The organism is Candidatus Lokiarchaeota archaeon (assembly GCA_014730275.1).
Lineage (GTDB): Archaea > Asgardarchaeota > Thorarchaeia > Thorarchaeales > Thorarchaeaceae > WJIL01.
Window position 1 is genome coordinate 24208 of sequence record WJIL01000016.1, and the last position, 22594, is coordinate 46801.

Genomic DNA, 22594 nt, shown 5'->3' on the forward strand with positions numbered 1-22594 from the left:
GAATCCTCCCTGTTAGTTAGGCGCGGGTGAAATCAAAAACCGATGCCTTTGTATTGCCAAATGAGTACCGTAAGGTGCATTACCATGACAAAAGTAGATTACGAGCTTTTCGTAGCAGATCCTGGTGACGGGTATGGAGTTAAGTTTGCGCTTCGTACTGAATATAACAAGCAGCTTGTCAAATCAATCAAGGCGATGGACTGGGAGTTATCCCATCGAGGATGGGACAACTATGAGAATGTTTGGCGCTTTGATATCAACGATTATACTGTTGATGAGCTTCGTCGACTGGGTGTGGATGTCCCAGATTTAGAAATATGCAAACAAGCGGCTGAGGCTGTTTCAAGCGAAGATAGTGAATTACCCGATGATCCGTTTCCAGTAAAGGGCAAGCTTGAAGTTTTCGCATGACGAATTGCTGAATACACCCTTTGGGCTATAGGCCCTTAATTACTGTCATACCAAGAGAGTAATTGAGGTCTTTAGCGTGAAGGTTCAATCTTCGAAAACTGCTGAAAGCAGAGTCTTCGTCGCCGGGCTCGCCGGACGATATAAAGTGGATTTGATAGACCGAATACTTTCAGCTTTGAACGAGATTCTAAGTCATGAGATTTGTATGAAAGTAACTTCTGCTGGTCTATCAATAAAACAACTCAATTTAGCCAAGACAATCCTCGTTGATATCGAAATCCCACATGACTTCTTCTACAAATATGAAATCACAGAATCTAGCGGCCTTTTTGCAATTGATGCTCAACGGATTACTGAGCTGGTGAACCAAGCCAATTCTAGACTGACATTATCTCTACAAAAAACCAAATCCGAACGCGAATTAGTATGTGAGTGGAAAGATGGTAGCGCTACTCTGCCTGTTTTCGAGGCAGCTGATGAAGCATCTTCCCCTAGCCTTGATCACGCAATTGAAGCCTCGCTAATTGCAAAGGTGCTGAAGACATCACTGAAGATGATTGATTCTGACTATTTTCAGATACGGGCTTTCCCTCCTTTCTCAGAGCTTGTTCTTGTCCAAGATGATGATTCGGCTACAAAAGAGAAACATCTTCGGCGAGGTAGTGGCCTTTTGTCATTAACATACGTTGGGGAGGAGAAATCAGAGAATAAAAATTCCCAAGAGTCTGAAGACACAGATGAAATAGGCATTTCGGGAGTTTACTCAACGAAGGCTGTACGGAATATGCTACGACTCTGGCCTGCCGAATCAAGAGTAACACTTGAGTTTGCAACAAATCGTCCTCTAGCTCTGAAATTCAGATTTGGAAAGCTGATTCTAGCACCTAGAGTGTTGAGAGAATAATCTGGCTATTACGGTTTTAGGTAGATGGAGTGTTTAAGCTCTGCTCTTTCCTTCTGAAGGCCAACTACGGATTCGGGTGTTCAATTCTATGAATCCGACTTTTCGAAGATTTTCACCTTTACTTCTATATCACTTAAATCGTCAATCAATTTCGATTTCCGACTGGATTGTTGCTTGAGTCGCGACACATACATTCGGGTGAACAATCGCGTTGCCTTCATAACATTGGGAGATTATCTGGGCAATATTAAGTCGTACGTTAACTATCGCCAAGGAATTCCATTTGGCGCGTTACCGAAACTGAAAAAATGCCTGCTCAACCCAACAGCTCGATAGCCAACCTTTTATCATCTAGCTATAAACTGGCTGAATAACTCCTTGGAGTGAAAAAGTATATGGGAACGGCAGACTCGAAACCTGTTGTCATCATAGGTGCCGGAATTGCAGGCATAAGAGCTGCACTAGATTTAGCCGATATGGGCGCTAGTGTGTATCTTGTTGAGAAAGAACCATCAATTGGCGGACATATGGCACAATTGGACAAGACTTTCCCCACACTCGATTGTGCTATGTGCATACAAGGTCCGTGGATGGTCGATATTTCTCGACACCCCAATATTGAGCTTCTTGCCTATTCTGAGGTTACCGATGTTTCAGGAGAACAAGGCGATTTCACAGTTACGATTCTCAAACATACGCGCAGAGTTGACCCTGAGAAATGTACTGGCTGTGGGGACTGTATGCGTATGTGTCCAATTGAAGTACCCAATGAATACGATCTCGGTTTGAAAACGCGAAAGGCTGTTTACATACCTTTCCCACAAGCTGTTCCCAACGTAGCTACGGTGGATATCGACAATTGCATTCAATGTATGACGTGTGCACGGACCTGCAAAGCAGAGGCAATCAATTTCGATTTAGCTGACGAGGAAATTGAAATCAATGCTGGGGCCATCATACTTGCAACGGGTTACAGGCTTCTGGATCCTTCAAGTGTTCCTGAGTACGGTTATGGCAGGCTGCCCAATGTTGTGAGTGCACTAGAATATGAACGGATGGTCTCTGCCAGTGGACCCACTAAAGGAGTAGTCATGCGCCCCTCTGACGGGAAAGAACCAGAGGATATTGCATTTGTACAATGTGTAGGTTCCCGTGATGTCAATCACTGTGCTTATTGTTCCCGAATATGTTGCACATATGCAACTAAGGAGGCAATAATCACTAAAGAGCACACACCAGACGTCAACATCGATATCCTATACAACGACCTTCGTGCCTTCGGGAAAGGATTCGAGGAATTTCTCGTACGTGCCGAGAACGAATATGCAGTCAACTATGTTAAGGGTCTACCCAGCGAGATTTCTGAGAACCCTGAAACTGGAGATCTAATAATCCGGCATAGTGACACACGTGGTCATGAGGTAGTCGAAGATCAGTATGACTTGGTTGTGCTTTGTCCAGCGATGCTTCCTAACAACAACCCTTCATTAGTGGATACACTGGGCATCAAGACTGATGATTATGATTTCGTTGCGGTGGGTAATCCCGCTGTTGAAACAGCTGAGACTTCTGTTCCGGGCATTTACATGTGCGGTTCCTGTCACCATCCAAAGGATATACCCGATTCAGTATCACATGGAAGTGCTGCAGCGGCTTTGGCTGCAAATGATATCGATTTACCAGAAGAAGAAACCGAGCCTATTGAGGAATCCGACTTTGAGATGATGGCTGAGGATCCCCGAATCGGGGTATTCATCTGCTCCTGTGGAATCAATATTGCTGGTACTGTAGATGTGGATGAAGTAACACAATATGCTGGAAGCCTCCCCAACGTAGTCCACGCTGACAACCTTCTATACTCCTGCTCATCTGATTCACAGGTTGCCATCAAAGACGCAATTCATGAACATGATCTCAATCGTGTTGTGGTAGCTTCATGTACTCCCCGCACACATGAACCACTCTTTAGAGAGACGATTGAAGAGGCAGGTTTGAACAAGTATCTTTTCGAGATGGCTAATATCAGAGAGCATTGCTCGTGGATACATCAAAGCCAGAAGGATGAGGCTACCTCTAAGGCAACTGATTTGGTTCGAATGGCTGTCGCCAAAGCCTCGTTACTAGAACCGCAAATAGAAGAAGTTGTAGAAATCGAACCTTCCGCTCTTGTGGTTGGTGCTGGTGTTGCCGGCATGGCAGCGGCAGAAATCATTGCTGACAAAGGCTTCCATGTTTACTTGGTTGAGAAAGAAGACAGAGTTGGCGGGCTTCTGAACGACCTGAGTACAGTGAATTTCGACCATCAAGATAGCAAGGAAGTCATAGCGGAGTATTCAAAGAGAGTGACGGATCATCCCAATATCGATCTCTTGCTTAGCTCCGAAGTTGTTGATGCCAAGGGCGCAATTGGAGATTTCAACGTTACTGTAGAATCCAGTGGCGATGAAACAGAACTTACTGTAGGCGTCGTCATTGTGGCCACTGGTGCTGTTCAACTTGAAGAAGAAGGCTTGTACGGTCTTGGTGAATTACCCGAAGTGATGACTGAGCTAGAATTCAATCGACGTCTTGTTGAAGGAGACGGGATTGAAGATGGCGAAACATTCGCGGTTATTCACTGTGCTGGTTCACGTGAAGACGAATCATTGGAAGGAGCAAGGACATGGTGTTCTGGTATCTGCTGCACCGTAGCGCTGGAACACACTCTAGAACTGCTTGACAAATATCCTGAATCGAAGGTCTATCATATGTACCGTGACCTTCGCGTATCGTATGACGGAGAAGACAAGTACAGGGAGGCCCGGAAGCGAGGCGTTGTCTTCCTCAGATACGACCAAGATGCTCCCCCCGAAGTGAAGAAAGGAGAGAAAAGCAACCTTCGGGTAGAGGTATTGGATCAAATACTTGGTGCAACAATCGCCTTAGATGTTGACCATGTTGTACTTGCAACAGCAATGATTCCTCGAGAATCAAACAAAGAACTTTCCGAGATGTTCAAGCTCTCGCTGAACATGTCAGGCTTCTTCATGGAAGCACATCCCAAGCTCCGACCAGTTGATTTTCAGACCGATGGAATCTATGTGGCTGGAACAGCTACTGCTCCGAAGTCTATAGATGAGTCCATTGCCCAAGGAAGAGGAGCGGCTTCGCGAGCGCTTATCCCGCTCAACAACGGTGTTCGAAAGGCTGAAGCCATCGTCTCTGTCGTGGATCCCGAGGTATGTGTTGGATGCGGGACTTGTGAAGTGAACTGTTCATACAATGCAATAGAAGTCATCCCAGGGGACGGCAGTCACGATTATGCTGTCAGTAACCCGGTGCTATGCCAAGGATGTGGTAAATGCGCCGCTGGTTGCCCGTCGGGCGCTATCACTATGAAGCACTTCACCGATGACCAAATCCTCTCTCAAATCCGAGCTGCACTCAAAGATATGCCAGTGAGTCAGCCGAGATTAGTCAGCGTGATATGCAACTGGTGTACCTATGCTGGTGCAGACCAAGCGGGTGTATCACGGATGCAACAACCGCCCACGGTACGGGACATACGGGTGATGTGTACTGGGCGTGTCAGCGTCCAGCACATTCTTGAGGCATTCAGAATGGGTGCGGATCTAGTGTGGATTTCCGGTTGCCATTTCGGTGATTGTCATTATGTTGATGGTAACATCGCATTTGAACGACGGTTCAACATAGCCAAGAAAATCATCGAAAAAGCTGGACTGGACCCAGAGCGCCTCCAATTTACTCAGATTAGCGCGAGCGAAGGAGCGATTTATGCTGATACTGTAAAGGAGCTTACAGAATTGGCAGAGGAGCTTGGACCAAGCCCTCTACGAGGAGGTCAGTAGACGATGACTGAAGCATGGGGCACACTCAAATCATTTGCAGGCAAGACCTTTGAAACTCTTGACCCTGAATTCACTGATCGAGTTTCACAGCTTATCGGTGGTCAGGATCTGACTGCGTGTTTCCAGTGTGCGAAATGCAGTGCTGGTTGCCCGGTCAGCGACAAGGTAAATGTCCAGATTCATGAAGTAATGCGGATGCTTGTTCTTGGGCTACCGGAAGTCTTAGACACGGACATGATATGGCTGTGTACAACTTGCTATACATGTCAGGAACGGTGTCCACAAGGTATCGACATAACAGATATTCTCTTTGGACTGAAGAATATGGCTTTCCAGAGAAACAAAGCCCCCCAGGGATACGTTAGTTCACGACAGCAGCTCTATGATACCGGAAAACTCTATCAGCCAACTGATTGGGAACGTGAAGACCTTGGTTTGGAAGAAGTTCCCCATCTGGAGTTAGATGAAACCAAGAAGATGTTTGAGAAGACCGGCTTGCTCAAACTGGAGGAGGATGACTAGAATGGCTCAGGAATACGAAGTCTTTCTTGGTTGTGCCATTCCCAGCCGTTTCAACAATTATGAAGCTTCTATGCGGGTCATTGCTGACGAACTTGATATTGAACTCCTAGATTTTGATGGGGCATCATGCTGTGGAACAGTCGTCCTCAAGTCGATTGATGAACTGAGCTGGCTTTCGATGTCCGGACGGAACATCGCCCTTGCAGAGAAACGTGGTCATGATATTGTCACTCCCTGCAATGGTTGCTTTGGCTCACTCAAAGACTGTGATCATGTACTTCATGATAACGAAAGCGAGCGGAAAAAAGTCAACAAGATTCTCAGTGAGGTTGGTTTAGAATATGAAGGTGAAGCACGCATTCGCCACTTTGTTGAAGTCCTGTATGATTTGAAGGACGAAATTGCCGATAGAATCGTTAACCCCCTTGATGGTCTCAAAATTGCCTTTCACCCTGGGTGTCACCTCATACGTCCATCTACTGTGGCAGGGTTCGATGACCCTGAGCTACCTCGCAAAGTTGACGAGTTGCTCGAACTGACTGGTGCTCGAAGTATTCCTTGGAATTTGAAGCTTAGATGTTGTGGTTCACCACTACTCATTTCAAGTGAGGAAGTTGCTACTGAGATTCTCAAAGAGAAGATGAGCAACGCCATAGAGTCGGGTGCAAACTGCATCGTGACCAACTGCCCTGCCTGTCATACGCAATTTGATGTCCAAGTACTCGGGCTAGAAGACGAGGATGGCAATTCGCTGGAGCTGCCTGCGCTATTCGTAACACAGGTTCTGGGCGTGGCGATGGGCATTGACTCAAGTAAGCTAGGCTTTGAATTAAACAGAGTGCAGTTGGATCCTATCGCAGATATTCTCGGATTATGAACTGTCATCATAGGGGGAGCTCTGGCAGCGGTTCTCTTTTGTGAAGCCATTCCTCTGGGATTCCTTCTTTCCCTACTCTGCTAGCCACTATACCCCCGACCATGGCACTAGTTGTATCGATATCTCCAAGTCCACTTACCGTATACCAGAGAGCCTCATTGTAATCATCAAGGTGAAGTCCTGCGCTCCACAGAACAAATGGAACTGTATCAAATGTGGTTATCTTGGAACCATTGCCGATTCTACTGACGACCTCTCGTACCGGGGCCTCGGGATTTACACTCAAAGCCTCCAAAATGGCTTTCCGCGTTAGGCTGTCAGGTACAGCTTCCAATACGTTCTCTATGAAATCATGAACATTCGGTGCTTCTTCTCCTCTTGACTGGTATGCCAGAGCGGCGCCAGTGGCAACTGCTATTGCTCCAGCTGTTGCCTCGGAATGTGCATGAGTTACCTGCGCAGATTTTGCTGCATTTTCAGCTACTAAATCCAAATCTGTAGCGAAGTATGCTCCAACCGGTGCAACCCGCATTGAAGCGCCATTACCGTACGAACCTTCTCCACCAAACAGGCTGCTCGCTACCTTCTCCCAGTCTTCCCCATTTGCGATTCGTGGTAGAGCCTCATGCATTCCGCTTCCGTACCCCCTCCTCGGATTGTAGTTCTCACAGAAGCTTTGAATAAGTGCATCTTGATTGATTTCGCCATATTCTTGGAGTATCGAGAAGACGGACATCGCCATCATGCTGTCGTCAGTATATCTCCAAGGGGAAGGAGGTAGTTGTCTTTCCTCTATCCAATTCTCGGTCACTCTTCGACGGTCAAAGAACATCTCGCCAAAGGCATCTCCGATGGACAAACCATCTAGACACACTCTTGCTCTGCCAATTGGATTTGACATGCTATAGTCACCGCCCATATAATCGCTCCTCGGTAAACAATATGAGAATCTATTGATTTAGTCTTGGGTACATATAATCAATCCAACTAGGCGGTAAAATGCAGCAGACTGTATCTACTCACTCATAGTATTCTCGCCATAGAACAGTTCTCCAAGGCGTTGCATTGCCTTTTTGACACATTCTTCTGATCCGCTGACTTGGAGGTGCCTTTTGCCATCCAATGATATGAGAACCATGCAGCTTTCTGCTAAGTCCGAAATAATTTCGACAGGAATTTCTTCCGGCAGTCGCATTCTGAAGAAACTGATATCTTTGTCACGTGGCAAATCGGATATTTGGGCTTTGGATTCTTCTAAATCTGGTTCTCTATCGCTATGAATAGCCTCGTAGAACTGTGCATTCCAAGATTCCCTGTATTCTCTCCCACCTTGCTTTTCAGCCCACATCATCAGGGTTTCTCGTGTACGATCAACTTTCTGTTCCATCTCTTCTCGAAGTGCGGCATCACGTTGTTCCATCTCTCTTATGTCTTCATCAAAAGAGCTAAGATATTCTATGATCATCTTGGAACTACGAAGATCTTTGTAGGTTATATCCGGAGGTGTGAAATTGTGCTTCGATTTCAAATCTCCAAGCAGGTCATTCAGGACAAGCCAACCAGCGCGCAAGCCTTCGATAGATACCACTTAGCTTTCACTCCCTGAGCATTTCTTCAATCTGTTGTAGGAAGCTCTCCTCTCGCCACCATCTGAGATCCCGTGCACCTGTTGGACATATGGCACAACATGCACCACACCCTTCACAACGTAATTCATCCGTGACGCTCTTCTTAACCCCTGGCTCCACTTCGACCATCGAGACCGCATCGTATGGGCATATTTCGGAGTAGTTACACAAATCACAACCAACACAGAGATCTTGGTCGACTTCTGCAACCAACAGTTCTATCTCGACGGTACCCAGATTCAACGGAGCACAGGCTGCGCTTGCCGCTCCCCGCGCTTGGTTAATTGAGTCTGCAACATTCTTCGCGTAGGTTACACCAAGGAATACGCCCGGGACGTTGGTCTCGACAGGCTTGAACTTCATGTGCATCTCTCTAAGGAATCCGTCGGCTCCACGGGTGATGCCTATTGCTTTCACCAGCTCATTAACATCGTGAGGCGCTTCAAGACCAACAGCTAGAACTACCATGTCTGATTTGATTTTCAGGGTTTTCTGTGATAACGTGTCATAAACAGTAACGATTGCACCTTCACCGTCTTCAGTTGGCTCGACTTGTGGCGGATTCTCTCTGACCCATCGCAAGTAACTGACACCTTTTTGCCTGTTCACCCTCCACATCTCTTCCATCCCGTTAGCGAATGGTCTGATGTGCTCCTTATAGGCCGAGAAGACCCTCAGGTCGGGGAACATCTCTTTCAGCTCATTTTGCATGGCTATGACCGCTGAACAACAAACTCTCGAACAATACCTGTTTCCTTCACCCGGACTCTGTCTCGATCCAACACAGTGAATGAACACCGGGTTCTTGGGGGGTTCTTTGATTTCTCCATTCTTTAGCTTCTGTTCCAAGTCAAGTGTGGTTATCACGGCTGGGGACTCTTCCCATCCATATTCACCATCTTCGGGCTCATAGGTATCTGTTCCAACAGCAATTACCATGGAGCCTATCACGTGCATGTTTCTTTCACCGGTCTTCTGATTCTCGAGCGTAATTTCGTAATTTCCGTATGTACCATCTCGAGCTACCGGTTTGGAATTGAGAATAACCTCGATTTTGTCTTCCTTTTCCACCCTTGCTTTCAAATCATCTACGATTTCCTGAGCTTCGACCATCTCCGGAAAGAGTCTGTATAGATCGTTGAGTCTGCCGCCTAGCTCTTCATTCTTCTCTACTAGGATGACATCGAAACCTTTTCGAGCAACATCGAGTGCGGCTGTCATTCCGGAAACTCCACCACCCACAACCATACAAACGGGTGTCACTTCAACGGTTTCGATAGGAACATCTTCATTGTTGACAGCCTTCGCCACACCGCTTCTAATCATATCCTGGGCTTTTTCCTGCCGAACTTCGGGCGGATCATTAGCATTGACGAGTGTTAGCTGTTCCCGCAGTCCTACAGGACCTACCAAGTAGTATCCCGATAATCCCGCAGCTTCGAGTGCTGATCTGAATGTATCCTCGTGCTGTAATGGCGAACATGAACCAACTACAACTCTGTTGAGATCATGCTCTTTGATAGCTTCGGTAATGAGCTCCTGACCTGGATCACTGCACATGAAGATATAGTCGGTGCTATACACGACGTTTGGCAAATCACCAGCCCAATCCGCCAATGCAGGAGAATCAATCACATCACCAATGATTCCTCCACAATGGCATATGAAAACGCCCACTCGTGGCTCATCACCCACTTCAATTGGGGGTATCTCCTCCTGTGGCTCTGGTTCGGGTACTGGCAATATGGACTGTGCAGCCATCGCGGCTCCTTTGCCTTCGTTTACTGTATCCGTACCGTCCTTCGGGCCATGAATTGTTCCTGCCATGAAAATACCTGGTCGAGTAGTTTCAAGTGCAGCAGAACTTGGATTCTTCTCTTTGACCCAACCTGTTGGCTCAAGTTCGATATCCAGAATCTCTGCAAGCTCCTCGTGTCCCTCCGCAGGTCTGAAACTGGAATTTAAGACAACCATTTCCATGGTCATTTCTTTGATTTCTCCAGTTTCGGTATCCTCAATCTTGACCATCAGGTCATTGGTATCTGGGTCTTCATTGATTTCGGCTACCCGCCCTCGGATGAAATCGATGCCTTGATTGTGCTGACTATCCCACAAGAACTCCTCAAGCGCTTTTCCACAGGTTCTAAGATCCATGTAGGAGTAGTAAATGTCGCAATGATCTTCGGGGTAGTGCATTCGCGTAACTTGGGCAAGCTTCAATCCGAACGAACAGCAAACCCGGTTACAGTGGTCACTGTACCCCTCAATGTTCTCTCGTACATCTCGAGAGCCGACACAATTGATGAACATAATGGATTCTGGTTCCTTACCATCCGAAGGTCTTACCATGTGCGCGTCTGTGGGTCCTGTTGGATGGGTTTGTCTGTCATATTCTAGGGTTGTGACAACATTTGGAAATACACCATATCCGTACTCTGCATAATCAGTGGGATCATATTCCTGAAAACCAGCTGCATTAATGATTGACCCCACATTCAAATCATATTCCTTGTCCTCGTCATCGTAGATGATACAGTCTTGAGGGCAAACTCCTGCGCATGTCCCGCATCCAATACAGGCGTCCTTGTCGATTGTTGCAACAAGTGGAATCTGTTGAGGGAAGTTCATGTATATGGCTTTTCGGAGCGAAAGACCACCATCATATTCGTTTGGAACTTCTACAGGACACGATTTGATACAGAGACCACACCCGGTACATTTATCCTCGTCAACATAACGGGCTTTCTTGTGCACTGTAACAGTGAAATCTCCTGCTTCTCCTTCCACCTTTTTGACTTCAGATAAAGCATGAATAGTGATATTCGGATGCTTTCCAACAAACGATGTGAGCGGAGTCATAACACATGCAGAGCATTCCAATGCGGGAAAGATCTTGTAGATTGCCACATAGGCTCCACCAATATTGACCGTACGCTCGATAAGGTGGGCATGGTGACCACCTTCCGCAAGAGCGAGAGCGGCGCTGATACCGCCCATTCCGGCACCAATAATGGCTACATCGGTTGGTTTGGACTTGGGAGAGTTGTCGTTGCTATTGTCGCTGACCATCTACGATTACTCCAAGCTTGGCGTATACTATTGCTCGTTTTGTTGTTTGAGATATAACGTTTCTGAAATGGGTTGTCATCTATATGATGCTTATCCTTCGAATCCTCATAAAATTGTCCAACCGCCGCCTGAAGCTATAATATAAGTACGGAGATGTTGCCAGCTCCCACGTTGTACTAATGGATTCCACATATCAAATCAAGAATTTCACTCGGAGCTGTCCAGATTGAGATACATCAAAATGACAACTGCAAACACTTACAAATTCCTTGAAAACCTCAAGGATGAAGCAACACTCTACGCCCCCACTAAAATTTCTGAACAGTTCTATGATTTCACAGAAATCGACGATGTTGACGATGTGGAGTTCCATTACAATCGAACGATACGACCGCCCCGTAGATTCTTCTACCCTGAAGAAGAAACAATGTTTCGCTTTGATACAGACAAAGTTGAACTCTATGAGAACACGCCCCGGGAAGGGCGATTCGTAATTTTTGGCGTGCATGCATGTGACGTTGTGGGTTTGCGTATTCTGGATGCCGAATTCATTGATGAGCAGCCAGATCCCTACTACAAGATGAGACGCGACAACGGAATCATCATCGGTCTCTCTTGCTTGCCTGATGAATACTGTTTTTGCAATGTTCGCAGGACAGAGTTTGTTGACAAAGGGTTCGATTTGTTTTTCCATGAGGTAGCAGATGGGTATCTGGTTCGTGTTGGGACCGTCCAAGGCCACAAGCTCTTGGATCCATATCCAGAATTGGTCGGTGAGGTAACGCAGGAAGACATCGACTATATGGAAGATTTCGAAGAGAAACGAAGCTCCATGTATACTTTACAGGGCAATTGGGACTCTCTCAGATACTTCCTTGAGATGCGGCTAGATCATCCCATGTACGAACGGGAAAGCGAGAAGTGCCTGGGTTGTGGAAACTGCACTCTTACTTGTCCTACCTGCAGGTGCTATGATGTGAAAGATGTGCCAAGTATTGATGGCAAGACTGGAGAACGTATCCGCTTCTGGGATTCCTGTCAGTTTCGGTCGCATGGCCTTGTGGCTGGACCGCATAATTTCCGCCCTACAAAGGAGTCCCGATTCAAGAACAGGTATCAGTGTAAGAACGCGTATTGTGAGGAAGTAACGACGGCTTACTGTGTAGGATGTGGACGATGTACCTACTTTTGCCCAGCGGAAATCAATTTTAAGCGTAATTTGATGGAAATAGGCGGGTATCAGGGGGTTGGTGACTAATGACGAGCGAACAAGAAAATGTATATGATACGTCGAAATGCCGACTGCTAAGAACATATGACCTGTCTGAAGTGGACAAATTATTCCTGTTCAGGTTCGAAGATCCTGAGAAAGCACAGAACTTCCGATTCAAGCCAGGGCAGTTCGTTGAGGTATCACTTCTCGGTCTTGGTGAGGTACCAATCTCGATATGTTCATCTGCTCGACGGGTAGGGTTCTTTGAACTATGTATTCGCAATGCTGGAAGGGTAACCTCTGCCATTCATCATCTCAACCCCGGAACGCTGGTTGGTATTCGAGGGCCGTATGGAAACGGTTTCCCGATGGAAAAATTCCACGATCGCGACCTTCTTTTGGTTGCTGCGGGATTGGGAATGGCTCCCTTGAGATCAGTATTTCTTTATGCTCTTGATAACCGTTGGTTGTTTGGCGATATCACCATCATCAACAGTGCGAAGTATGCGAACGGTCTTTTGTTCCAGAAAGAACTTGAGGCTATGAAGGATATCGCTACCGCCGAGAATATTTCGATAGTCCAGACGGTTACTCGAGACCCAGATTTTGATGGTTTGCACGGTAGGGTGAATACGCACTTTGACAAAGTCAACGTTGACCCTGAAAACTGTACTGTGGCAATGTGTGGCCCTCCGCCAATGTACAAAGGCATGTTTGAGGAATGCATCGAACGGGGGTATGATCCGCGCTACATCTTTGTCACTCTTGAACGCAAGATGAAATGTGGTGTTGGCAAATGTGGCCATTGTAATGTTGGAACAGCTACGTCATGGAAATACATCTGTAAAGATGGACCGGTTTTCGGTTATTACGACGTGTTGGACATACCAGGACTGATATGATGGAGGAGCAGGATATGACAACGATAAGACCAGAACAGCTAGCAATAGTTGAAGACTGTCGTGGGGATGACTGCAAGCCCCGAGTTGGCGTGTATGCCCTCACGTCGTGCTACGGATGTCAGCTCAAACTGGCAACTGTTGAACGGATATTGGATATAGCCAAAGCTGTTAACATAGAGAGCTTCTACATGCTCTCGAGTAATAGCACAATTCCTGCCGATGTTGACGTAGCTTTTGTTGAAGGCTCAGTTTCAACAGAAAAAGACTTGGAGGAACTTTTCGAAGTCAGAAAGCATTCGAGGATTCTTGTGGCATTGGGTGCTTGCGCAGTCAATGGTGGTGTCCAGAGCTGGGTTGAAGGTGAAATGGATTACGATCAGCTCTATGCAGATGTCTACGGAGACGAGACTATTGATATGCAGGGGCGCCAAGCCACACCGATTTCCGACCATGTGGATGTTGACTACTATCTCCCCGGTTGTCCACCAGAAGAAGACGAAATCATGTACTTCATTTCGAGCTTCCTGTTCGGCACGTTTCCAGAACCAAAGGACTATCCTGTTTGCGCAGAGTGCAGATTGGCTGGAAATCCTTGTATTCTAATTGAACATGGGGAACCATGCCTTGGGCCAGTAACAACTGCCGGGTGCAAGGCCAGATGCATTTCGTTCGGCGTTCCATGCATTGGTTGTAGAGGACCAGTGCCACATGACAATGCTTGGTTCGATTCACTAGCACTTACTTTCCAGCAGAAGGGGCTGGATGAAGAAGTTGTACGGGATCGTATGAGGATTTTTGGTGCGCATAATTCTCACCTAGAGAAAATGCTGAACAAGGTTTACGGGAGTGAAAATGAATGACTCAATCCAACAAGAAGGGGAAGAAACAGAAAATTACCCGCGAGATATCAATAGATCACATTGCCCGAATCGAAGGTAAGGCTGGAATCGAAGTTACCTTTGATGGTTCGCAGGTGGAACTGGTTAGAATCAATGTGTTTGAAGGTCCTCGGTATTTTGAAGCTATAACCAAGGGTAAGCCTGTCGAGGAAGCGACTGCAGTTTTTCCTCGAATCTGTTCATTCTGTGCTGCGGCACACAAGGTAACCGCTCTCCAAGCTGCGGAAAATGCTATCGGTTTACAACCTACTGAGCAAACCAAACTCCTTCGTGAATTGTTATACATTGGAGATTACATTGAAAGCCATGCTCTTCACCTGTTCCTTTTAGCATTGCCAGACTTCCTCGGATATCCTGACGGGTTCTCCATGGCTGAGGACCATCCAGACGTGATTGATGCTGGTATAGCTTTGAAGGACATTGGAGCAGACATACAGACTGTCATTGGATCTCGTTATATCCACCAAGAAAACGCGATAATGGGTGGGTTTGGGAAGATTCCGTCGAAGGAGTCTCTCGAAACACTAGCTAGACGTCTAAAGATGTTACATGGCAAAGCTGAGGAAGCCTTAGAACAACTTGTAAGCTACCCTAACTGGCGAGAAGTGGATGCAAAAAGAACGCATCTAGCACTTGAACCCTATGATGGTTCATATACCATGATTGGCGATAAAGTGAAATCAAGTGATGGCGGGAAATTCAAGTCTGACGCCTATCAGGTTCGAATTGCCGAAGAAGTGGTACCCTACTCATTTGCAAAACACGGAACGTACAAATCCCAGCCGTTCATGACTGGTGCGATTTCACGGTTCACCCTATTTGGTGATAGGATGAATGGTCGCGCAGGTGAACTTGCAGACACCTATGCATCTCACCTCGATCCAAAGAATCCGATGAGCAATAATTTTGCACAGTCTGTTGAGCTTGTGCATTTTGTTCATCGTGCAGAGGAGATTGCCAAGAACATAGCTAGCAATTTGAAACCATATGAAAAACGAATCGAACCAAAGGTGACCAAGGGTGGAAAAGGTGTTGCAATCACAGAAGCTCCAAGGGGGCTGCTCGCTTACACCATTGAAGTCGACAAAAATGCCCGAATAGTGTCTGCTGATATCATAACTCCGACTGCTATGTTCCTTCCCATGATGGAAGCTGATTTGCGAAGGATGTCGGAATCTCTTGTTTCGAGCGGCATCAGTGAGCCTAATGAAATCGGCAATAAATTGGAGACTATTGTCCGTGCTTATGATCCCTGTGTCTCTTGTAGTGTTCATGTAGCTGATATCAGATAGTATCCAGCTTTCGGATAGGGAAACCTGTCGATATGGCAGGAAAGACAGAGTTTACATTGATACTGTTTTGTGTAGGCTTGAGATAGTACCAGTACTTGTTTGAGTAATGATTACTTGAATACCATTTTCGTCTTGAAGGTGAAATGTTTTGTATGAAACGGAAAAGCAGGTTATGTTAGAAACTTGTGCAGAAATGCTTGATCGGGATTTGGTTGTTGGATCCTCAGGAAATGTGAGTCTTCGAGTGAAGGATCATGTCATCATCACACCAAGCGGTGTAGAATATCGTGTGATGACTCCTTACGATCTTATTGTGATCGATCTAGAGGGCAATAAAGTTGAGGGGAAGAAGGAACCTAGTATCGAGACGGAGATGCATTTGGAGGTATATGGGCATAGAGGAGATATTGGCTCCATTGTGCACACACATAGTGTGTATGCAACAGCCATGGCTCTTCTCTATAAATCCCTACCCCCTATTGTTGATGAACTGGTTCCTACTCTTGGTGGTAAGATTGCAGTTACTGACTATTCAAAAGCAGGAACTCGCGGCTTAGCCCAGGCTGTTGCAGATGCAGTAAAAGACCGAGATGCTACATTGATTGGCAATCACGGAGCATTGTGTGTTGGTAATTCGCTTCGTGAAGCCCTTGATTCTGCTATCCTTCTTGAACGGGCTTGCAAAATCTACATGATTGCAGCTCAGGTGGGAAAACCTTCTCAGCTTCCTGAAGATGTCGTCACAGAAGAACGCCATAAGTGGGTCGAATCGCATCAGATGAGCCTTTGAGTGCCAGAAAGTTGCTATTCACCATTGTAGATCTCTACCGCTCCCATGAAATATGATCAGGAGGTATCTTCGACGCAAATTTCATTCGATGTAACATTCAATCTGGTTTTGTTCTACCTTCTTATTCTGGCTGGTTTTCTACTATCTAGAATAACTCCATATGGGAAGAAGGTCCAAAACTACCTCAATCCCCTCCTCATCAATTTCATGTTGCCCCTTCTGATAATAAGCACCCTTTTTGATGTTGCTTTTGACACACTTACAGAATCGCCACAAGTAATTGCGATTACCGCGCTCATGCACCTCGTTGGGGCTTTGCTGCTTTTCCTCTACTTGAAAACAAAAAATTTCAAACCTGAGAACGATGGTGCGCTGCTTCTATGTGCTACATTTCACAATGCAGTGTTTCTACCACTTCCATTGTCTCACGCTTTTCTTGGACCGGCTGCAGTTCCTTTAATCGCAGTACACTCGTTGACTCAGATGATTCTGCTTACAACTCTCGGAGCTCTCATAGGATCCTACTATAACCAAGAATCAATTGACCGTGAGAGTGTTGTACGCAAGGCTTTACTATTTCCACCCCTTTTGGCTACTATTATTGGATTTGTTCTGTCTATTCTGAGCGTATCTGTTCCATCGCCCTTTTCCGTTGTTATCTCGGTAAATAATACAGCGACAACATATCTATCGCTTCTTGCTGTAGGCCTTGCCCTTGGCAAGGAGTTTTCATTGTATCACTCACGTCAAGCATTGTCAGTTGTTGGGGTCAGACAGATTGCAATACCATTGCTTGTTTGGTTTGTTCTTGGATTTACAGACCTTGCTCCATTAACAAAGGATGTTCTGTTCTTAGAATCTCTCATGCCTTCCGCGGTTCTTACAGTAGTTTACGCATCTGATTTTGGTTTGAATTCGCAAGTTGCGGCCACATCTGTGACGATAGGCACAATCGTTTTGTTACCCCTTTTACCATTCCTTCCTTTCTTACTTTCATTTGTGTGACTATTTCAGTAATTATCTCATCGGCTTCATCTCAAAGCTAATAACAGGACTACGTAAAAGATAGAATGCGGTACAGCCTATGGCAGATGAAAAGGAACGTAATCCATCCCAGATAAAGCGGGGTTTAGATGAAACAGTAGAGAAGCTCGAACAATCTCGCCCATCGAGTGCAGACTGGGGCGATAAAATGGCTGCCAACCGTGAAAAGTGGGAAAAGCTGAAGAAGAAAATACATGACCGGCAAAAAACACTGAAACGGCTTGTAAAAGAAAAACGAGCTGGTACTATTGGTGAGAAACAGTTCAACAAAAAATACAGAAAAATCCAAGATGAGTTGACCAACTTGGAGTTCGCGGTGTACAATCTTCGCTTGGGTACAGATATTGAGACCTAACGATTTTGAAGAGTATGTTCACGTCGCTTCAGTAGCACAGCTTGTAACTACTCTGCCTTTGACTTCTGATACAACAACACTCCTTCTGTCACTGCAATAATGCCTAGGACGGATACTGCAGCTATGAGTACGAGATTGATAGTGTTGCTTTCTCCTAATAACGAATCAGTGCTTTCAAGTCCAGAGGTTATGGCTCCAAGGTTGTATGACATAATAGAAAGATAGTCCGCGAGCCCCTCGAAGAAGATACCTCGAATCCAAATAAGGCGAGCACCGTAGTCTTCTGCAAGCTGTTGTGCAAACTCGCCGGCGTTCTGCAGTCGAGCAACGTCCGATCCAATAATAACGTCGACACTCCCATTTGCAAGTGCGTTTTCAACTTCCGCCAGCTCGGTTCCTGAAACAAATGTTCCTTCCTCTTGTAGGATTGTCACGATTTCTAGACCAAAAGCTTCGGCGACATATGCTTCGGCTGGAAAGACCCCTATGGCGCTTATGGAGGTGAGACTGTATGCTTCTTTCTCATTCTCTACAAGAGTCAAGAAAGATTCCAGATCAGAAAGGAACGTATTCAGTTGAAGATTCCAGTAATCTGAATAATCAGGTTCGATTTGCCCCAAGGCTACAGCAGTTGTATTGGCTATTGCAGCGGCATTGCTTGGAAGGAGCCACCAGGCATGTGGATTCAATCCTGCTTCCTCACCTATTCGTGGTATTGGCGACAATTCAGCTCCATAGTCAGAATAGTCTTCGAGAGCATCGCTGTCATGCAATGTTATGTATGGTACATCTGTCTGGGCCTCAAGTTGGGATTCCCAAGGGAAGTGGCCCGTGAATACGAGAAGATCAGCCTGACTGGCAGACTGGACAGCTTCCGTTGGTAGTTGTGATGCGTGTGGTTCAACGCCTTCCGGCAATATTACTGAAATGTCAAGGTATCCACCACCAACTCGTTCCACAATGCCGCCAAGGGGTGCGATTGCAACAGCTATTTTCAAATTGGGTTCTTCTTGGGCGTTAACTACTGGGGGAATGAAAGATACAGCTACAAAAAGAAGCAGCACCACCATCAGGGGATATTCTTGTCTTTTCATCTTGTCATCAAAGCTCCTCTTCTTAGTTAATAAAGAACAGTAATAAGTTTTATAATATGTTATCGGGTACATGCGTAAATTATTAAGGTTTTCGACATGAATATTAATCACTAGAAGAGAGTTACTAGAAGCTAATGTATTATCTCTCTATCTGTCGAGGTGACAATATGCCAATCGTAGCAGTATCAATGCCAAAATCACATCTCCATGTTCTTGAAGACCTACAGAAGCGGGGTGGATTCTCTAATCGGTCCGAGGCGATTCGACATGCTATTCAATCACTCATGTCCGAGCACGAAGATCTTGAACAAGAACAAGGTGAAGTTACCATTGTTCTAACTACCGTGTATTCTTCCAGAGGAAAGGATAACCAATGCAGTCGTGTGCAACACGAGTATAGCCACATGATAAGTTCAATGATGCATTCTCATTCCAATCGTGGTGAATGCGTCGAAGTTATGGTCCTCAAGGGCGATGCCGAAGAAGCTAGAGAATTCATCAAGAGAATCCGTTCTCAGAACCGGGTTGCGCGTGTGCAAATCAGCGTTGTGGGGCGATAGATTCTGACACAGCAAGGACTCTCCAATGCATTATTGCATGCAGAGAATCTGGCCGTGAAATATCCTAATGGTGAGCTTGCGCTTTACGATGTGGATTTTGAAATCGATGCACCATCATTTACTGCTATAATTGGACCCAATGGTTCTGGAAAAAGCACATTGATGAAGACCATTCTTGGATTGCTAGAACCGTTCCGTGGGTCAATCGAGATGTTTGGATTTGATTCTGTAGAAAATAAAGATGAAATTCGAAAGCTCGTGCGATATGTGCCACAGCGCGATCGCATTGAATTTAACGTGCCTATGAAGGTGAAAGATATCGTGCTGATGGGCCGGCTATTAAAGAAATCACCTCCACGATTTGCCTCGAGCAAGGACAAGGAACGGGCACATGAAGCCTTGAAACAGGTAAACATGAATCACCTGTGGGATCATCCGTTTCCCGAATTATCCGGTGGTCAGCGGCAACGGGTACTGGTTGCTCGAGCACTTGCAAGTGAGGGTCCTGTTCTGATGTTGGATGAGCCTTTGGCCGGTACTGACATAGCTAGTCAGGACATGATTGTTGATGCACTAGACCAATACCATCGAGAACACGATGTCAGCGTACTAATGGTGACACACGATCTTAACCCGATTCATACAATGGTAGACGATGTACTTCTCCTCAAGAACACAGTCGTCGGTGTCGGAGAGCCATGTAGCATAATGGACCCAGATCTCATCAAGGAAGTATATGGTCCCTCAGCGAGAATCGTTGAACACTCCGGCCATAGATACTGTGTCACAAAAGACTCGGGGCTTGATAGACATGCTTAATCTTCTTCAGACCATATTACAGAGTCCGTTTCTACAGCGCGCCTTGATTGGTGCCTTTCTCATAGCTGTACTGGCATCTACATCTGGAACTTTCCTGGTATTCCGGGGGTTATCATTCATGACGGCAGGTGTTGCTCATGCGGCACTCGGTGGTGCAGCCCTTGGATTGTTTCTACAGGAGTCGGGGCTTGTTCCTTGGTTTGATCCTATTCTGGGTGCCCTTATGTTTAGCATCTTTGTAGCCATCGTAACGGGATATGCTGGTGAGTCAGGTATTGCACAAAAAATGGAAGTGGCTGTAGGTGTCTCCTTTGCATTATCTATGAGTCTCGCTGTCTTTCTGATGTATTATATTCCTCCAACCAAAGTTCCTCAGATCTGGGGGTATTTGACAGGTGATATCCTTCTCCTTGATAACCTTGACATAATCCTACTTGGAGCAACTACTGTGGTGCTGGTTTTTCTCACAGCGTTGTTCCGACAAGAATTCGTGTATGTTAGTGTTGATATGGAAGGGTCAACTGCCCATGGGCTCAACACCAAGGCATACCACTACCTCATGTTGATTACGGCGGCGTTAGCTATCTCACTTGCGACAAAGGCTGTCGGAGCTATTCTCGTCTATGCTATTGTAGTCGCGCCAGCTGCTGCATCAAATGAAGTTTTCAATTCTGTGCGAGGGGTGATTGTTGCTGTTTTTGGCATTGCCCTGCTTTCTCAACTCGTTGGAATTACTGCTTCATTCACGTTTAGAACTTCTCCGAGTGCAATTGCTGGCATTCTAGCAGCTATGTCTTATCTTGTTGCGGTTCAAATCAAGAAGCTTCGTGATCGAGCAAGAATCGAGGAACGGATAGATGAATCTCGTGCTCCATCTCGTACAAGGACTTCAGAACACAGCCCCAGCACGGAGCCTGCAGACCAATAAAGAGGTTTTTCGGGTTATACAATCGTGACCTTGACGGAACGTTTAAGTGGACAATCTAATCCAATCGAATTCAAGCCGGTGTGAAGAACAGTGAGCCAGGAAATCGATCGTAGTAAGATGATTCGTTCTACAATAATTACCGTTGTCCTTGCTATAATCTTCATCAGTCTTGGACTTCTTTTCTGGGCATGGTCATCTCCAGATGTCGTTGATAATACAATAGTCGGAACCTTGAACGATATCAATCCCTATCTAGTAATTGTCATTGAGATTTTCTTGTCCTTTGGCTTCTATGTTTTCTTGACCGTCACGCTCGTAAATCTCCGCTTGTTCATGACCAAAATTCGTGCAGGATGGCTTGAAATAGTGGGTCCCCTGATTCTAGTAGTTCTCATTGCCTATTTTCTGTTCGAGGTATATGTAGCAGCCGCGAGTTTTGTGTTATGCCTTGGGTTCGTTGTCTATCTCTATCTGCTTCAAGAATAGAGATTCATACGCAGTTTGTCAATCGGCAAGACCAGAAGGTTTATGTGGCTACTTCAGCGTAACCCAATTTGAACAGACCTAATGGCGGAATTGCTAGTAGCTGGCATTATTGACTACTATTACAACCAGCTTCATAGAACTGTCAGGTAATTTGTAGTTCTGAGGTTCTGATTTCTGGCAAATTGCGATTAGGCATACTTGGAGGAATATTTGATGTTTGGAATGTCCCGCAAGGGATATGATAGGTCTACTAGCATATTTAGCCCGGAAGGTCGTATTTTCGCTGCTGAATATGCGAAGAAGGCTGTCGAACAAGGTGCCACATCTATTGGCATACGGTGTGAGGAAGGAGTGGTTCTGTTGGCTGAGAAGAAAGTCATGCCATTACAGGAACCCGACAGCGTCGAGAAGATCTCCAAGATTGATGAGCACATAGGTGTTGCAACTTCTGGCTTCATGGCAGATGCAAGAGCACTGATACAAGAGGCCAGAGTCAAAGCGCAATCCTATTGGTTGACATATGAAGAATCAATACCTGCAGAAGCTCTTGCTGATCATATTTGCGATTTGAAGGCTCAATTCACTCAAGGTGGCGGTGCCAGACCCTATGGGGTTGCAATGATAATTGGTTCCGTTGATGACAATGGAAGCCCGAAACTATTCGTCACCGATCCCGTGGGCACTTATTGGGGCTTTTTTGCCGCCGTCATTGGTAGAGGCAACGCAGAAGCTGGTGAGTATCTGAAGGAGCATTATGACGAGGAATTGAATATTACAGAATCAACGAATCTAGCACTCAATGCTTTGAAAGCTGCTACTCAATCTGATTTGACTGTGGACAACGTCGAAATCGCTCATGTTGGGGTAAGTACTAGCATGTTCAAGAAACTATCAAACGACGAAATTGCCAAGCTACTTGAGCAGAACTCAGAAGCAGCGAAATAATTACTAAG

The 22594-nt window shown here is 45.9% G+C and carries 21 protein-coding genes; 17 read left to right on the forward strand and 4 right to left on the reverse strand.

Features of this window, described 5'->3' with window-relative positions:
• Window positions 1-84 precede the first annotated feature (84 nt).
• From GF309_02360 to GF309_02380, 5 genes are all read left to right on the forward strand, one after another.
• Window positions 85-411, forward strand: a complete 327-nt coding sequence (locus GF309_02360; protein ID MBD3157608.1) for a hypothetical protein — start codon at window positions 85-87, stop codon at window positions 409-411.
• 76 nt (window positions 412-487) lie between these two features.
• Window positions 488-1315, forward strand: a complete 828-nt coding sequence (locus tag GF309_02365) for a hypothetical protein (GenBank protein ID MBD3157609.1) — start codon at window positions 488-490, stop codon at window positions 1313-1315.
• A 395-nt stretch (window positions 1316-1710) separates the two neighbouring features.
• A complete protein-coding gene (locus tag GF309_02370; protein ID MBD3157610.1) occupies window positions 1711-5163 on the forward strand; it encodes a hydrogenase iron-sulfur subunit in 3453 nt (1150 codons plus the stop codon).
• Window positions 5164-5166: 3 nt separating this feature from the next.
• Window positions 5167-5685: a heterodisulfide reductase gene (locus tag GF309_02375; protein ID MBD3157611.1), complete on the forward strand. Its 519-nt coding sequence runs from the start codon at window positions 5167-5169 to the stop codon at window positions 5683-5685.
• A complete protein-coding gene (locus tag GF309_02380) occupies window positions 5627-6562 on the forward strand; it encodes a CoB--CoM heterodisulfide reductase subunit B (GenBank protein ID MBD3157612.1) in 936 nt (311 codons plus the stop codon). The genes GF309_02375 and GF309_02380 overlap by 59 nt, the downstream gene beginning before the upstream one ends.
• Before the next feature lie 7 nt (window positions 6563-6569).
• Here GF309_02380 and GF309_02385 read toward each other — a convergent pair whose 3' ends face one another.
• The 3 genes from GF309_02385 to GF309_02395 form a co-directional block, all read right to left on the reverse strand.
• Window positions 6570-7481 carry a crystallin J1 gene (locus tag GF309_02385; GenBank protein MBD3157613.1) on the reverse strand — a complete coding sequence of 304 codons (912 nt, stop codon included), beginning with the start codon at window positions 7479-7481 and terminating at the stop codon, window positions 6570-6572.
• Between the two features lie 96 nt (window positions 7482-7577).
• Window positions 7578-8150 (reverse strand): DUF2096 domain-containing protein, encoded by a 573-nt coding sequence (locus tag GF309_02390; protein MBD3157614.1) that lies wholly within the window; start codon window positions 8148-8150, stop codon window positions 7578-7580.
• A gap of 7 nt (window positions 8151-8157) precedes the next feature.
• Window positions 8158-11259 carry an FAD-dependent oxidoreductase gene (locus GF309_02395; protein ID MBD3157615.1) on the reverse strand — a complete coding sequence of 1034 codons (3102 nt, stop codon included), beginning with the start codon at window positions 11257-11259 and terminating at the stop codon, window positions 8158-8160.
• Between the two features lie 226 nt (window positions 11260-11485).
• Between GF309_02395 and GF309_02400 the strand changes: the two genes are divergently transcribed.
• From GF309_02400 to GF309_02430, 7 genes are all read left to right on the forward strand, one after another.
• Window positions 11486-12517, forward strand: a complete 1032-nt coding sequence (locus GF309_02400; protein MBD3157616.1) for a hydrogenase — start codon at window positions 11486-11488, stop codon at window positions 12515-12517.
• Window positions 12517-13374: a cytochrome-c3 hydrogenase subunit gamma gene (locus GF309_02405; GenBank protein ID MBD3157617.1), complete on the forward strand. Its 858-nt coding sequence runs from the start codon at window positions 12517-12519 to the stop codon at window positions 13372-13374. Before GF309_02400 ends, GF309_02405 begins: the two co-directional genes overlap by 1 nt.
• Before the next feature lie 14 nt (window positions 13375-13388).
• The gene (locus GF309_02410; GenBank protein MBD3157618.1) at window positions 13389-14234 is read left to right on the forward strand and encodes a sulfhydrogenase 1 subunit delta; all 846 of its coding nucleotides are present in this window, start codon (window positions 13389-13391) and stop codon (window positions 14232-14234) included.
• A 32-nt stretch (window positions 14235-14266) separates the two neighbouring features.
• Window positions 14267-15565, forward strand: a complete 1299-nt coding sequence (locus GF309_02415) for a Ni/Fe hydrogenase subunit alpha (GenBank protein ID MBD3157619.1) — start codon at window positions 14267-14269, stop codon at window positions 15563-15565.
• Between the two features lie 148 nt (window positions 15566-15713).
• Entirely contained in the window at window positions 15714-16355 is a 642-nt protein-coding gene (locus tag GF309_02420) for a class II aldolase/adducin family protein (GenBank protein ID MBD3157620.1), read from the forward strand.
• 45 nt (window positions 16356-16400) lie between these two features.
• On the forward strand, window positions 16401-17360 hold the full coding sequence (locus GF309_02425) for a hypothetical protein (protein ID MBD3157621.1): 960 nt from the start codon (window positions 16401-16403) through the stop codon (window positions 17358-17360).
• A gap of 79 nt (window positions 17361-17439) precedes the next feature.
• Window positions 17440-17754, forward strand: coding sequence for a hypothetical protein (locus GF309_02430; protein MBD3157622.1), 315 nt, complete (start codon window positions 17440-17442; stop codon window positions 17752-17754).
• A gap of 47 nt (window positions 17755-17801) precedes the next feature.
• Here the strand turns inward: GF309_02430 and GF309_02435 are convergent, their stop codons facing one another.
• Window positions 17802-18920, reverse strand: coding sequence for a hypothetical protein (locus GF309_02435; protein MBD3157623.1), 1119 nt, complete (start codon window positions 18918-18920; stop codon window positions 17802-17804).
• A gap of 62 nt (window positions 18921-18982) precedes the next feature.
• On the opposite strand from GF309_02435, the gene GF309_02440 reads away from it, so the two are divergent.
• The 5 genes from GF309_02440 (at window position 18983) to GF309_02460 (ending at window position 22586) form a co-directional block, all read left to right on the forward strand.
• Window positions 18983-19408 carry a hypothetical protein gene (locus GF309_02440; GenBank protein ID MBD3157624.1) on the forward strand — a complete coding sequence of 142 codons (426 nt, stop codon included), beginning with the start codon at window positions 18983-18985 and terminating at the stop codon, window positions 19406-19408.
• Window positions 19409-20227: an ATP-binding cassette domain-containing protein gene (locus GF309_02445; protein MBD3157625.1), complete on the forward strand. Its 819-nt coding sequence runs from the start codon at window positions 19409-19411 to the stop codon at window positions 20225-20227. It begins immediately after the preceding gene.
• A complete protein-coding gene (locus GF309_02450) occupies window positions 20145-21155 on the forward strand; it encodes an ABC transporter permease (protein ID MBD3157626.1) in 1011 nt (336 codons plus the stop codon). Before GF309_02445 ends, GF309_02450 begins: the two co-directional genes overlap by 83 nt.
• A gap of 90 nt (window positions 21156-21245) precedes the next feature.
• The gene (locus GF309_02455; GenBank protein ID MBD3157627.1) at window positions 21246-21641 is read left to right on the forward strand and encodes a hypothetical protein; all 396 of its coding nucleotides are present in this window, start codon (window positions 21246-21248) and stop codon (window positions 21639-21641) included.
• A gap of 213 nt (window positions 21642-21854) precedes the next feature.
• Entirely contained in the window at window positions 21855-22586 is a 732-nt protein-coding gene (locus tag GF309_02460) for an archaeal proteasome endopeptidase complex subunit alpha (protein ID MBD3157628.1), read from the forward strand.
• The last annotated feature ends 8 nt before the right edge of the window (window positions 22587-22594 follow it).

What these genes read in the sequence shown, in the direction of transcription:
- GF309_02430 (MBD3157622.1), top strand. Translation starts at nt 17,440, where the DNA reads ATGGCAGATGAAAAGGAACGTAATCCATCCCAGATAAAGCGGGGTTTA.
- GF309_02425 (MBD3157621.1), top strand. Translation starts at nt 16,401, where the DNA reads ATGAAATATGATCAGGAGGTATCTTCGACGCAAATTTCATTCGATGTA.
- GF309_02440 (MBD3157624.1), top strand. Translation starts at nt 18,983, where the DNA reads ATGTATTATCTCTCTATCTGTCGAGGTGACAATATGCCAATCGTAGCA.
- GF309_02370 (MBD3157610.1), top strand. Translation starts at nt 1,711, where the DNA reads ATGGGAACGGCAGACTCGAAACCTGTTGTCATCATAGGTGCCGGAATT.
- GF309_02410 (MBD3157618.1), top strand. Translation starts at nt 13,389, where the DNA reads ATGACAACGATAAGACCAGAACAGCTAGCAATAGTTGAAGACTGTCGT.
- GF309_02360 (MBD3157608.1), top strand. Translation starts at nt 85, where the DNA reads ATGACAAAAGTAGATTACGAGCTTTTCGTAGCAGATCCTGGTGACGGG.
- GF309_02375 (MBD3157611.1), top strand. Translation starts at nt 5,167, where the DNA reads ATGACTGAAGCATGGGGCACACTCAAATCATTTGCAGGCAAGACCTTT.
- GF309_02380 (MBD3157612.1), top strand. Translation starts at nt 5,627, where the DNA reads ATGAAACCAAGAAGATGTTTGAGAAGACCGGCTTGCTCAAACTGGAGG.
- GF309_02395 (MBD3157615.1), bottom strand. Translation starts at nt 11,259, where the DNA reads ATGGTCAGCGACAATAGCAACGACAACTCTCCCAAGTCCAAACCAACC.
- GF309_02450 (MBD3157626.1), top strand. Translation starts at nt 20,145, where the DNA reads ATGGTCCCTCAGCGAGAATCGTTGAACACTCCGGCCATAGATACTGTG.
- GF309_02460 (MBD3157628.1), top strand. Translation starts at nt 21,855, where the DNA reads ATGTTTGGAATGTCCCGCAAGGGATATGATAGGTCTACTAGCATATTT.
- GF309_02435 (MBD3157623.1), bottom strand. Translation starts at nt 18,920, where the DNA reads ATGTACCCGATAACATATTATAAAACTTATTACTGTTCTTTATTAACT.
- GF309_02405 (MBD3157617.1), top strand. Translation starts at nt 12,517, where the DNA reads ATGACGAGCGAACAAGAAAATGTATATGATACGTCGAAATGCCGACTG.
- GF309_02385 (MBD3157613.1), bottom strand. Translation starts at nt 7,481, where the DNA reads ATGGGCGGTGACTATAGCATGTCAAATCCAATTGGCAGAGCAAGAGTG.